The sequence below is a fragment of the Thermoplasma sp. Kam2015 genome (assembly GCF_003205235.1).
GTDB lineage: Archaea > Thermoplasmatota > Thermoplasmata > Thermoplasmatales > Thermoplasmataceae > Thermoplasma.
The window spans coordinates 1-12,198 of sequence record NZ_QJSM01000014.1; the positions used below are offsets into that span (position 1 = coordinate 1).

The window sequence follows — 12,198 nt, forward strand, 5'->3', positions numbered from 1 at the left end:
AATACAAAGCAGAAGAGAAAGGGATCAATGTCATGATACAGGAGGAGAGCTATACAAGCATATGTTCGTTTCTTGATAACGAAAGCATAGAACACCACAACACGTACATGGGAAAGAGAATAAAGAGGGGTGTATTCCAGTCTGCAAATGGAACATTAATACATGCGGATCTGAATGCATCCTACAACACAATAAGAAAGGCAATCCCTGAAGCATTTGACGGGATAGAGGGTATTGGGTTATACCCGCGAAGTTTAAGCATCAAAGAGATGATAACTTCCAGAGGTGGATGTTAACATGGTTAACAGAAACCATAACCTCGCGATATAAGCTATATTTCTCAGAAAATGTAGTCAGATGTCCTATCGCTGTTCAGTGGTATATGCGGATCAAAGCCGCATTTTTTGCACCTTCCATTTTTGTCTAGGCCTACAACCTTTGACGAGAAGATGAAGCGCTCTATGAGAAGATTGCCACAGTTAGGGCAGTACGTGTTCTCGTAGTATCCCGGCACATTTCCTATATATACGTATTTGAAACCCATAGACACGGCAAGATCGCGATGCTTCTTCAGGGTTTCAACCGGGGTTTCTGGCAGATTCATCATCATATAGTCTGGATGAAACCTCAGAAAACTTATGGGTACATATTCTCCAATTATATCCATTATCCTCTTGAGCATTAATCGCGCATCATCTAGGTTGTCACCAACTTCCGGCACGACAAGGTCTGTTATCTCCACGTGTATTCCTGCAGCTTTCAGGCTTTCTATGGTTCTGAATATGGGTTCTGCTGAGGGCACGGATATGTATTTCCTGTAGAACGCATCGCTGGCGTTTCCCTTGAAATCCACAGTAGCGGCATCTAGGAAATCTCTGGCATAATCTACTGCTTCAGGCGTTTCGAAGCCGTTGGTCACGAAGATGTTTATCAGGCCTTTTCTCCTGGCTATGACACCGATGTCGTGGGCATATTCCATAAAAATGCTAGGCTCATTGTATGTGTAGGCTATGCCGCGGCAGCCCATGCTTATGGCTTCCTCCACTATCTGCTGCGGTTCATAATGATAGCCGGTTATCGTCCTCCTCTGGCTTATGTCATAGTTCTGGCAGTACTGACATGCAAAACTGCATCCAACAGTGCTGAGCGAATATATCATTGATCCAGGGAACATGTGAAGGACGGGCTTCTTTTCGATTGGATCCACATTTATGGCGGCAGGAATCCCGTATACGAGGAGATATAGGTCTCCATCGATATTCTTTCTGACGCCGCAAAAGCCGGTTTTGCCTTCTTTCAGTTTACAGTATCTGCTGCAGGCTGTGCACTCAACCATGTCATCGATCTTCCGGTAAAGAGTCGCTTTAACCGGCCTGTTGATGACCACCTGCTCTAATGGCATAATAGATCATAATATCAATGAAATGCAAGCATTTAGCTGTTTTGTATTGGCTGAATATATACCTTTTATCTTCTTCTTTTTAAGAAGTGCTTTATAGAATGGTTAGGGATTGGGTGGCTCATGCTGAGAAATCATGCGAGGAATAATTAAATAGCGGCCTTGGAATTAGATGATCATGCAGATCAATTTCTACAGGGTTAGAATCCCATTTCTAAGGCCATTCACAACGAGTTTTGGAACAGAGGAATACAGGGAGGCACTGCTTTTCAGGATTTCGCACGAAGGCATAGATGCATATTCCGAATCAGTCACATCGGTGATACCAGACTACGGATATGAAGATAACACCACTGCCATGCATGTGATAAGGGATCTTGCGGCAAAATATATCGCAGACCTACCTGATCCAGCCACATTTATGGAGAGGGTGAAGGGGATAAAGGGACACAATATGGCAAAGGCCGCACTGGAGATGCTGCTCTGGGATTATCACAGCAAGGCTAGCAATCAGCCTCTTTACAGATATTTGGGAAAGAGCAGAGGCTATGCCAACGTTGGAATATCCATAGGCATGGCTAAGATTGAAGATATGGAGGATCAGATAGAGAAGGCCCTATCGCTGGGATACAAGAGGATAAAGGTGAAGATCGCAAGGGGAAGGGAAAACATAGTCAAAGAGATACGCGATTCGTTTCCTGATATACCCTTGAGCGTGGATGCGAACGGAGATTACGGTGCGGCCGATATACCGAGGTTAAAGGATCTGGACAGGTACGATCTTGAATATATCGAACAACCATTTCCCGGTGATGATCTGATATATCATTCCAAGCTGAAAAAGGAGATCTCAACACCCATATGTCTTGACGAATCTATAACCTCTGCGGATAAGGCTCTGAAGGCCTTCGATATAGGAGCTGCTGACGTTATAAATATCAAACCAGGACGCATTGGGGGGTTCTCAGAATCGCTGAAGGTCGCAGAGATAGCTAGAGAGAATGGAGGTCATGTCTGGGTTGGTGGAATGCTTGAGACGGGCATAGGCAGGGCATTCAACATAGCCTTTGCATCCCTGGAGATGGTTGATTATCCTGGAGATACATCACCCAACGAAAAGTACTTTGGCAAAGACATCGTTCTAAACCCATTCAAGATGAAGAATGGGATCATAGAACCGTATCATGATGCTGGCATAGGGGTAAGGATCGATGAGGGCGCTCTGATTAGGTACATGGTCGAGGCGGGCACCATATCAATCTGATGAGGCCTTGTAAATCCTGTCGATTGTTATTATGTCTCTTAGCGCTATCTCCGGAGGCATGGGTACAGGTTCGTCCTTCTCCACCGATTCAAGAAAGCCTCCGATCTCCTTTTCTATCACGTCATAAGTTTCGACGGGAATATGCTTCCCGTTGACTATTATATCTCCATAGGCCGTCTTTCTCTTCCTCTGTGTCCACGGTTCCAATGGCTTCGTTCCGACATCTTCATAGATGCTTCCATTATCACCAATAATTTCAAATTCAGGTATCAGCGGATACTCTGGATAATTCCATGAATAGAAGAATATGCCGTGCATACCGTTTTCAAAATTGAACACCGCCTCAGCCGTATCTTCACCCACATAATCCCACGTTCTGTGTACGAACGATCGAAGAGATCTGAAATTCCCGCCAAAATTAAGCAGTGTATCGATATAGTGCGTGCCTTCATCGATCAGTATACCCCGGCCTACCATCCCCTTTTCGTTTCTCCAACCCTCCAGCTTTCTGTAGGACTGATGCCTCACTATAACTGTGTGCGGTGTCCCTATCTCCCCGTTCTTTATCCTGCGGAGGGCCTCCGCAACTGATGGATCGAAGTAGAACTGTTCGGCAACCATGAACTTCAATTTAGACTCATTTGCCTGCTGTATCAGGCTTATGCCAGAATCTATGTCAGGTGTTATGGGTTTCTCAACAAGCAGATTCTTCTTTGCTCTGATCGCAAGTGTACCCATTTCGTAATGCAGGCCATCAGGTACTACAAGATCTATAATATCTGCATTTGATCGCAGAGCATCTTCATAGTTTTCGTATACCTTAGATATTCTGAACTGTTCCATGCATCTTCTGGCTTCTTCCGGATCTCTCTCCACTATTGCCACATCGTAGCCGAGCTTTGAATAGATCCTTAGGTGCTCCTTCCCGAAACCCCTGCAACCAACCAATACAATATCCATATGGGCTTAAAATTGTCCTATGACACTTAAACCTTTTGATTATAATTATTTTATTTAATGATAACGTAAAAAGATAGCATGCCACTATGACCCTTAAAATTATGACCTCTCTGAACTGAACTTATTTTCAAAATGTGAAATAATAAAAAATAAGTTTATACGCTGTGGGTCAGGTTATCGATCCTGCCTCCGTCGATCACGATGACCTGTCCGTTCATGTATTCTGAATCGTCCGAGGCAAGGAAAAGCGCTACGTTACCAACGTACTCTGGCCTGCCGATCATTTTCAGCGTTGTTTTGGATCTGAAATCGTCTTCAAGCTTCCTGATCTCATCTTGGCTCTTTCCGCCTATGGTGAGATCGGTCTCGATCCAGCCCGGCGCTATTGCGTTTACCCTTATTCCATATTCTGAGAGGTCAAAGGCAAGCCTCTTCGTCAGCATGATGACACCGGCTTTGGTTATGGAATAGAATGTTGTGTTTCTGGCGGCGGTTCCTATTCCAGCGTTTGATGCTATATTTATTATCTTTCCCTTTTTCTCCTTCAGATCCTGGAGGAATTCGAGAGTTGTGTATATCTGCCCCATGAGGTTCACATCTATCATACGCCTGACCTTGGAGTCATCATACTGGTCAAAGGGCATTAGATACCATATCCCCGAGTTGTTGACGAGTATGTCTATCTTTCCCAACTTGCTGTGGATCTCCATTGCCATCCTGTGAACCTGTTCACGGTCAGATACGTCTGCCTTGAATATTTCCCCACCGGTTTTCTTTTTCACCTCAAGGGCACTTCTTTCATCGCTGTTGTAATTTATGGCTACTTTGGCCCCTTCTTCGGAAAATTTCTCTGCAATAGCCCTTCCAAGACCCTTGCTTGCGCCAGTTATGAGCGCAATCTTTCCTTCAAGCTTTCCAGACATACATGGTTATTAGGGCATCTTTGAAAAATATTTTCCAAATTGCATTATTATATATATTTAGCATCTTTATCGATTATTATTTGATATTAGAATATTTCATTGGTTCTTCTTATTTCCATCCATGTTGATCTATATTAATTTTGCTGGTATTCATCCATTCTTTATATATCAGGTCATCTAGGTATTTATAATGATGTATGAAAATATATATATTTTAAACGTTCCGCAATTTAATGTAAGAAAATTATTAAGTATTATGCGGATTTTATAGCATGGAATCTTCAGTCAGATATTCAGAACTGATCGAAAGACTCGATATGAGCAAGGTCACCAGATTCTACTGGCTTCTGACGATACTCGCTACCATAGGCGGATTCCTTTTCGGATATGATACTGCAAATATCGGATCTGCTTTACCATTCATAGAGAGGATATACCCAGGGATATCCGGATTTGTAGAAGGTTATTTGGTTGCGGGAGCATCTCTAGGCGCTGGCGTTGGTGCACTTGTTGCTGCAGGCCTTACTGACAGATATGGAAGAAAGTATCTGCTTATAGCGGATGCAGCCATATATGCGGCTGGAGCACTGCTTTCGGCCTTCACCGTTGATCTAGTCATGCTTCTGCTTTCAAGAACTCTGATAGGTATAGCAGTGGGTGCAGACTCTGGGATAGCAACTGCTTACATAGCTGAATATGCGCCGAAGGCTAAAAGAGGAACCTTGGGAATACTGCAGCAGTGGATGATAACGATCGGAATTCTCGGCGCTTATCTTGTTGGGATGGCTACCCTCTTCTTTGCTCCAGGTCTGGCGTTCAAGTTTGGCTGGAGGATAATGTTGGGGGTTGCCGCCATACCGGCAGCCATCGGCCTTGCATTCAGGTTTATGATGCCAGAGTCCCCCAGATGGCTCCTGGTCAAGGGAAAATATCGAGAAGCAGCCACATCGCTCAAAAAACTTGGAATATCAATGAATGAAGAAGAGCTGAAGTCTGTTAAACTTACACAGCCGCATGGTATAACTCCTGGTGTGAAGAGGGCTCTGCTGATAGTTGGCCTGTTCTTCGTGTTCCAGCAGATAACAGGAATAAACATACCATTCTATTACGGTCCGGTTGTTCTCCAGAACCTGCACATAGTGGGAAAATCGACGTCGCTCGTCTACAGCATATACTATTCGGTAGCGGCTTCTGCCATACTTGCCATAATAAACGTCGCGGCCACATACATAGGTTTCAGGTATATCGATTCTGTCGGTAGGAGGAAGCTGGCTCTGATGGGCTACGCAGGCATGACGTTCTTTGGAATACTTGGTGGCTTGCTGTTATACCTAAAGCTCGACATAGGCCTGTTCATAGCATTCGCCGGGTTCATCATATTCTTTGCATTCGGGGTTGGAGGAACAGGCTGGATGATACAGGGAGAATACTTCCCAACAAGCATGAGAGGCCTTTATGCATCGCTGGGTGCATTCATAGACTGGATTGCCAATTTTGCCATAGTTGAACTCTTCCCAGTGATGGATTCAGCCATAACGATAAAGAACGTGGAGTTTGTCTTTGGAATCCTGTCCCTTATAGCTCTGATACTGTTTTACTACATAATGCCAGAGACCAAGGGCCTTTCCGTAGAGCAGATAGACACGCTGTTCGAAAACAACACGCTGGGGCAGATGAAGAAAGCCTCCATATCAATAAGAAATGAGACTGCACCAGCCGATCCAAAATGACTTATTTTATTAAATTTTTATCAAAAACATTTTAATAAGGCAATTGTGTTCTCTTGCTATAATGAGGAAGAAGATCCTACTGATAGGTCTCATCATATTCATAATCGGAATCGCAATGACTGCCGGCGGAGATTATCTCGTGGGGCATTACACGGTAACCAGTACCGTTATGATGCAGAGTAAAGTTGGAATGAGCTACTATGAGATCACCATATTTGCGCCGTCTCTTCTAACTGTTGACAGCACATTTTCACCGCTATACCTGGTGTCATCGGCGAATTTGACCGGCCTCAATGCATCTAATGTGGCATCAAGATCCATAAGCCCGCTGACCACCACTTCGGTGTCCTCAGAGCATGTGTGGGCCTACGATCTCACAGCCGCAGGATCTTACTACATAGTGGCATTCAACAGCTCTGCTGCGGCCATAACTTGGAGTTACATACCTCTAGGTTACACATATCTGTCAGTTGTGATGCTGATAGGCATAGTTCTCATAATAGTTGGAATAATAATAGCAGTGATCGGTCTTATTCTAAGGAAAAAACAGGTGCCGGAAGAACCACAGATCTGATGCTTCACTTCCTATCGTGAAAATATTTAATAAATTACGAGATCTTCAATGGGTTTAATGCTGTTCAGCTATGGGCTATTGATCGCCTCATTTTTCGTCTTCGTGATTACGGCTATTTACTCATCGCTATCAGACATGAGGAAGAGGAGCGTTAATTCATTCACCTTTCTTCCCATGTTTGCAGTTGCTGCGCTGTATTATGCCCTTATACATGATTATTATCTTACTGCTTTCACCTTGACCATTGCCGCTGCCACATTCATACGCACAGATTCCTATATTTATCTAATCTTGCCCGTGGCCGCGTTTATAATGGCCATGATCCTTGGATGCTTGAGCATCGGATCAACAATAGCTGTTGTTCTGACACTGCTGGGTTACAGAGAGACTCTCTTTGGCATCGGAGATGTGAAGGCCGAGGTCTCGTATATACTGGCTTTCCAGTATATTAGCAGGCCCTTATTTGGTGCATCAGTTTTTGCGATCAGCTTTCTGATATACCTTTCAATATTCTCCGTTCTGGCTATAGCAGCATTCTATGTCCATGCTACGATTATAGGTCTAAAATTCAGAGGTATTCATCTCGCATACGACGAAGCAGAGTATTCAAGAAACAGGCAAAAGTACAGAGTAATCGGTTCAGGCGACCAGGCAATTATGTCATACAGGATGCCATTCCTCGTTCCCATAAACCTCGCTGCCTTATTCGCAGTTCTGATTGGACTGCCACAGATGTTCATTTGATATTTCATTCGGCGAGATGTAATTTAGGGTTATTTTCCCGAAAGGAAGAGATAAAATACTGGAGGGCAATGCATCCTCGATCAGGTGCATCAATTGGCTGTGGAACAGAAAATGCCAGAATTTGTCATTCGCGATGTGGAGGAGGCCGATGCCAGGCTGAAAGAGCTTGGATCAAAGAGAATACTCCTGCAGCTGCCCGACGGCTTGAAGCCCTATGTATTTGACTATTTCAATTATCTTTCCCAGAGATACGATGTTATAGTGTCTTCGTCCCCCGTGTATGGTGCATGCGATATCGGCCCTTCGTATCTCTATGATAGGGTAGATGCGATAGTTCAGATCGGGCATTCGGTAATGCGGAACATTAAGTATCCGAAGCCAGTAATATTCATTGAACATTACAGGGATGTTGAGATAAGGGAATTTGATACGAAACCCATTGAAAAATATTCTAAGATAGGACTCATCTATTCAATACAGTATCGTTTTGCTGCTCAACGCGTTAAGAGCATACTCGAGGCGAGGTCGTTCACCGTCCTTATAGGAAAATCAGATAGAAGAATGGCCTACGACGGTCAAGTTCTTGGATGCAACTTCAGCTCAGTTCACTCCATTGAGAATGAGGTGGACGCATTTCTGATAGTTTCCACCGGTATATTCCATGCGCTGGGATCGCAGATATCCACAGATAAGCCCGTGTTTCTATTTGATCTGAACGAGATGTCGTTAAAGCCTATGGAGAAGGAGGCTGACGCCTTTATAAGAAGGCGCTATGCACAAATATACCGTGCCATGGATGCCAGAAAGATATGCTTTATCGTTGACACAAGGATAGGACAGCGCAGGGAGCGGCTTGCCAGGAAACTGATGCAGGATGCAAAGGGCCTGGGTATGGAGGCGATACTGGCCTATACGGACAATATCAGCGATATGGACATGCAGAATATGGGTTGCAATCTCATCGTTTACACAGGATGCCCGAGAGTACCAATCGACGATCAGGAGAAATTTTCCGTACCCATATTGACGCCAGCCGAATTCGGGATGGCTTTTCTCAAATCAACGAACAGATACGTGCTTGACGAGATAGTTTCAGTCGACGATCCTGCCGATCAGTGAAGTGTTTTCGAAGCCGGTTATGCGAACAAGATGCCATGTGTATTTTCTGGCACTGGCTGGTACAATAACTGGCCTGTATGCCACATCCCTCCCGATCATGGTTCCCGGCTTCCCATCCTCAGTTATCAGTATTCTCTCCTCCCTTCCGATCATGGCTGAAAACTTCTCCTGAATCAGCTGCTTGTGCAGTTCCGCTATCTTTCGATCCTGATCCTTCAACACATTTGTCGGTTTTGGTCTGCGTTCGAAATCCGCCGTCAGCTCCCTTGGGGAGAACCTTGTGACGTTGACTATATCAGGCTTTACCTTACCTATGAGATCGTAGGTCAGGTCAAAACTCTCATCCGTCTCGGCGTGATACCCTATGATGACGTCGGTCGATATGGTAAGATCAGAAAAACGCCTCCTGAACGAGTTTACTATCTCAAGAAAATCTTTAACGGTGTATTCCCTGTTCATGGCCTGAAGTACATGATCGTCTCCGCTCTGAACCGGTATGTGAAGAAATTTGAACACCTTGGGATGATCGTAAGCATTCACAAGATATTCGATTATTTCTGAGGTATTCTTGGGTTCCATCATGCCTACCCTGATCATGAAATCCCCAGGTATTTTGGAAAGCATCTCTATTAGTGATGGCAACCTGATACCGATGTCCTTTCCATAGGCTGCCGTATCGAGAGAGCTTATTCTTATCTCCTTCTTTCCAGACTCTATGATCATTCTGGCCTGATTCACAATCTTTTCTGGTCTTCTTGAAACAAGCTTCCCCCTGGCGATATGCGATATGCAGAAGTTGCATCTGCCTGTGCAGCCTTGATTTATTGGTATGCCAGACATGATTTCAGCATCTATTATCGAGGTATCATCGAGGTATTCCTGGAATTGCTGAAACCGATCCCTGTCAATGGACTCGATGACTCCTCCTGAGAGTTCCCTTCCCTTTATCGCCGACAGGCATCCTATGACCTGGACTCTTCCGTATCTGCTCAGTTCCTCTATCCGGCGCATCATATGTTCTTCGGTCTTCTGTATGACTGCGCAGGTGCCTATTATTGAGACATCGGCTTCCTCAGGTCTTTTCACCAGTGTTGATCCCTCATTCAGCAATTTATTGACGTAGAGCCCAGTTTCTCCTTGATTCAGTGTGCAACCATAGCCCTCGTAGTAAATCTTCATTTGATGTGCATTTTTATCTCGTATATTAGTGTGATTTTCCGGGGAATCGGAAATTGATAACCATTTGATGATACGTCAAGTGTCGTAATTGACCATCGCAAAAACTAAATTACGGTTGTTATCGCATATTTGTTGATAGAAAATAATCCTTTTATAAAAAAATATTATTGCATCCGTTATTTAATAACAGAATCTTAAACTCAGAATTTATATATTTAAAATAAATAACTAAATATGGAAAAGAAAGACATATCAGATCAATATCTGGAGGGCTACAGCTGCGACGTGGCCATCCGCTGGTCCAGGATCGATCCATCACTTCTGCCTGTTGATGAACTAGACAAGCAGATAATATGCTTTCTCAGGTACAACGCAAGGATCTCAAATGCGGAGATAGCCAAGGCCCTCAATACCAGTGAAGCAACGGTGAGAAGGAGGATAAATGAGCTGGTCAGGAAAAAGATAATAATAGGATTCTCGGCTCTGGTCGATCTTCAGGCAGTGGAGAACAGTATAAAGGCCTACATAATAATAGACGTAGATCCTAATAAGATGGATGATGTTGCGAATTCCATAACTGATAACATAAACGTGTTGAGCCTTTATAGGAGGAGAGGAAAGAATCAGTTGATAGCGGAAACGCTGTTCCTGAATCTTGAGGCTATTGAAAATTTTGAGAGTCAGATCTCAAAGATGAGCGGCGTGAAGAACTTCGAAACCATGATCATATCTAAAGCCTACAGGAAGAACCCATGGATAGGCATATGATTTTTTCTAAATTTTAAACTCATAACATCATCCATCTTTATTTGACATTGTTATCTGCAATAGCGAAAAGGATCATCGTTGAACAATTGATCAGAAATGAAAAGATATGAAAATATTGGTTTAATCTTTCGGTACGCCACTGTCCATTATCTTCATATACTGTTCTTCCGTGAGCTTTCCGGTGGCTAGCACAAGGCTCTTTATGGACTTTCCAGTCTCAACAGCCTCCCTGACGATCTTGGCCACATTATCATAGCCCAGATACGGGTTCAGCAGTGCGGCGGATCCAAAGCTGTTTGCCAGATGTTCCCTGCATACCGGAACGTTTGCCTTGATTCCATCTATGAGCTTCTCCTTGAACATCTTAAGTCCATTTGTCATGATGTCTATGGATCTTGTAAGCTCGTAATCTATGTTGGGCATCATCACGTTGAGCTCAAGCTGGCCTGCCTGTACGCTCATATTGACGGCCTGCTGCGATCCGATCACTGAATGGCATATCATGTTCATAGCCTCCGCTATGGATGGGTTGATCTTTCCGGGCATTATCGATGATCCCTGCTGTACAGCTGGAATTATAATCTCATGTATGCCGGTGCCCGGTCCAGAGTATAGAAGCCTGATATCGTTGGCGATCTTTTCAACATCTAGGGCAAGGTTCGTGACGGAGTTCATAACCCTAGAAAAATCTGTCATGAACTGCATTATGCCAAGCAGATTTGAACTCTTCCTGAAGTTCTCCTTTGTGATCTCATTGATGTGCTTCACAACATTTTCCTGGTAGTTCTTTGCAGTGTTTATGCCGGTTCCAACTGCAGTACCGCCTATGTTGAGCTCCATTATGTAGTCGGATGCGTCTATTATCTCATCACGATCCTTCTTCATTGCATAAGCGTAGGCTCCGAATTCCAATCCTAGTGTCACAGGTGCAGCGTCCTGCAGATGCGTCCTTCCGGGCTTTGCTATGCCTCTGAACTCCTTGCTCTTGTTCTCCAGACTCTCTATGAGCTCGTTCAGCGCGTTCTTCAGCTTCCTGATCTTTTTGGAAACTGTCAGGCGCATCATGGTGGGGTAAACATCATTGGTTGACTGGCTCATGTTGACATGATCGTTGGGGTGGATCACGGAGTAGTCACCCTTGTTCTTGCCCATCAGCGTTAGCGCCACATTGGCTATGACCTCATTGGCATTCATGTTGTAAGAGGTTCCAGCTCCGGCCTGATACACATCGATCACGAACTGATCGTGGTATTTCCCGTTGATTATCTCATCGCATGCCTTTGATATGTAATCAGCCTTCTCCCTGTCAAGAGATCCACCATCGGCGTTCACAAGAGCAGCAGCCTTCTTGACCTGCGCTATTGAAACGATGTGATCAGAATCCGCGGTGAGACCCGTGATTCTGAAATTTTCCCTAGCCCTTGCGGTGTTTATACCATAGAAAACATCATCGGGCAGCTGCACTTCACCTATAACGTCCCTTTCTGTCCTCATGAGTGATTATCGTTTGAACATATAAATTTTTGATTGCTTCATCC

General features: G+C 44.3%; 11 protein-coding genes and 1 pseudogene. 7 read left to right on the plus strand and 5 right to left on the minus strand.

Annotated features, from left to right (window positions below):
• A pseudogene (locus DMB44_RS09380) lies at window positions 1-296 on the plus strand (RNA-guided endonuclease TnpB family protein); the annotation flags it as partial.
• A 44-nt stretch (window positions 297-340) separates the two neighbouring features.
• Here the strand turns inward: DMB44_RS09380 and amrS are convergent.
• Window positions 341-1,402, minus strand: a complete 1,062-nt coding sequence (amrS, locus tag DMB44_RS01295; protein WP_110640256.1) for an AmmeMemoRadiSam system radical SAM enzyme — start codon at window positions 1,400-1,402, stop codon at window positions 341-343.
• 175 nt (window positions 1,403-1,577) lie between these two features.
• On the opposite strand from amrS, the gene menC reads away from it, so the two are divergent.
• A complete protein-coding gene (menC, locus tag DMB44_RS01300; RefSeq protein WP_110640293.1) occupies window positions 1,578-2,663 on the plus strand; it encodes an o-succinylbenzoate synthase in 1,086 nt (361 codons plus the stop codon).
• On the opposite strand, the gene DMB44_RS01305 is transcribed toward menC, so the two are convergent.
• Both DMB44_RS01305 and DMB44_RS01310 read right to left on the minus strand, forming a co-directional pair.
• Window positions 2,655-3,623 carry a Gfo/Idh/MocA family protein gene (locus tag DMB44_RS01305; RefSeq protein ID WP_110640257.1) on the minus strand — a complete coding sequence of 323 codons (969 nt, stop codon included), beginning with the start codon at window positions 3,621-3,623 and terminating at the stop codon, window positions 2,655-2,657. The two genes, menC and DMB44_RS01305, sit on opposite strands and share 9 nt — an antisense overlap.
• 155 nt (window positions 3,624-3,778) lie before the next feature.
• Window positions 3,779-4,546, minus strand: a complete 768-nt coding sequence (locus DMB44_RS01310) for an SDR family oxidoreductase (RefSeq protein ID WP_110640258.1) — start codon at window positions 4,544-4,546, stop codon at window positions 3,779-3,781.
• 272 nt (window positions 4,547-4,818) lie between these two features.
• Between DMB44_RS01310 and DMB44_RS01315 the strand changes: the two genes are divergently transcribed.
• The 4 genes from DMB44_RS01315 (at window position 4,819) to dph2 (ending at window position 8,713) form a co-directional block, all read left to right on the plus strand.
• Entirely contained in the window at window positions 4,819-6,276 is a 1,458-nt protein-coding gene (locus DMB44_RS01315; protein ID WP_110640259.1) for a sugar porter family MFS transporter, read from the plus strand.
• A gap of 61 nt (window positions 6,277-6,337) precedes the next feature.
• Window positions 6,338-6,850: a hypothetical protein gene (locus DMB44_RS01320; protein WP_110640260.1), complete on the plus strand. Its 513-nt coding sequence runs from the start codon at window positions 6,338-6,340 to the stop codon at window positions 6,848-6,850.
• A gap of 57 nt (window positions 6,851-6,907) precedes the next feature.
• On the plus strand, window positions 6,908-7,594 hold the full coding sequence (locus DMB44_RS01325; protein WP_110640261.1) for a hypothetical protein: 687 nt from the start codon (window positions 6,908-6,910) through the stop codon (window positions 7,592-7,594).
• Between the two features lie 99 nt (window positions 7,595-7,693).
• The gene (gene dph2 / locus DMB44_RS01330) at window positions 7,694-8,713 is read left to right on the plus strand and encodes a diphthamide biosynthesis enzyme Dph2 (protein ID WP_237265218.1); all 1,020 of its coding nucleotides are present in this window, start codon (window positions 7,694-7,696) and stop codon (window positions 8,711-8,713) included.
• On the opposite strand, the gene DMB44_RS01335 is transcribed toward dph2, so the two are convergent.
• A complete protein-coding gene (locus DMB44_RS01335) occupies window positions 8,687-9,892 on the minus strand; it encodes a tRNA (N(6)-L-threonylcarbamoyladenosine(37)-C(2))-methylthiotransferase (RefSeq protein ID WP_110640263.1) in 1,206 nt (401 codons plus the stop codon). The two genes, dph2 and DMB44_RS01335, sit on opposite strands and share 27 nt — an antisense overlap.
• Before the next feature lie 234 nt (window positions 9,893-10,126).
• On the opposite strand from DMB44_RS01335, the gene DMB44_RS01340 reads away from it, so the two are divergent.
• Window positions 10,127-10,660: an Lrp/AsnC family transcriptional regulator gene (locus DMB44_RS01340; protein WP_010900686.1), complete on the plus strand. Its 534-nt coding sequence runs from the start codon at window positions 10,127-10,129 to the stop codon at window positions 10,658-10,660.
• Window positions 10,661-10,780: 120 nt separating this feature from the next.
• On the opposite strand, the gene DMB44_RS01345 is transcribed toward DMB44_RS01340, so the two are convergent.
• Window positions 10,781-12,154, minus strand: coding sequence for an aspartate ammonia-lyase (locus tag DMB44_RS01345; RefSeq protein WP_110640264.1), 1,374 nt, complete (start codon window positions 12,152-12,154; stop codon window positions 10,781-10,783).
• Window positions 12,155-12,198: the final 44 nt, after the last annotated feature.

Bases quoted from the DNA above. Each gene is read 5' to 3' on its own strand.
- amrS (WP_110640256.1), bottom strand. From the start codon at position 1,402: ATGCCATTAGAGCAGGTGGTCATCAACAGGCCGGTTAAAGCGACTCTT.
- menC (WP_110640293.1), top strand. From the start codon at position 1,578: ATGCAGATCAATTTCTACAGGGTTAGAATCCCATTTCTAAGGCCATTC.
- DMB44_RS01305 (WP_110640257.1), bottom strand. From the start codon at position 3,623: ATGGATATTGTATTGGTTGGTTGCAGGGGTTTCGGGAAGGAGCACCTA.
- DMB44_RS01310 (WP_110640258.1), bottom strand. From the start codon at position 4,546: ATGTCTGGAAAGCTTGAAGGAAAGATTGCGCTCATAACTGGCGCAAGC.
- DMB44_RS01315 (WP_110640259.1), top strand. From the start codon at position 4,819: ATGGAATCTTCAGTCAGATATTCAGAACTGATCGAAAGACTCGATATG.
- DMB44_RS01320 (WP_110640260.1), top strand. From the start codon at position 6,338: ATGAGGAAGAAGATCCTACTGATAGGTCTCATCATATTCATAATCGGA.
- DMB44_RS01325 (WP_110640261.1), top strand. From the start codon at position 6,908: ATGCTGTTCAGCTATGGGCTATTGATCGCCTCATTTTTCGTCTTCGTG.
- DMB44_RS01335 (WP_110640263.1), bottom strand. From the start codon at position 9,892: ATGAAGATTTACTACGAGGGCTATGGTTGCACACTGAATCAAGGAGAA.
- DMB44_RS01340 (WP_010900686.1), top strand. From the start codon at position 10,127: ATGGAAAAGAAAGACATATCAGATCAATATCTGGAGGGCTACAGCTGC.
- DMB44_RS01345 (WP_110640264.1), bottom strand. From the start codon at position 12,154: ATGAGGACAGAAAGGGACGTTATAGGTGAAGTGCAGCTGCCCGATGAT.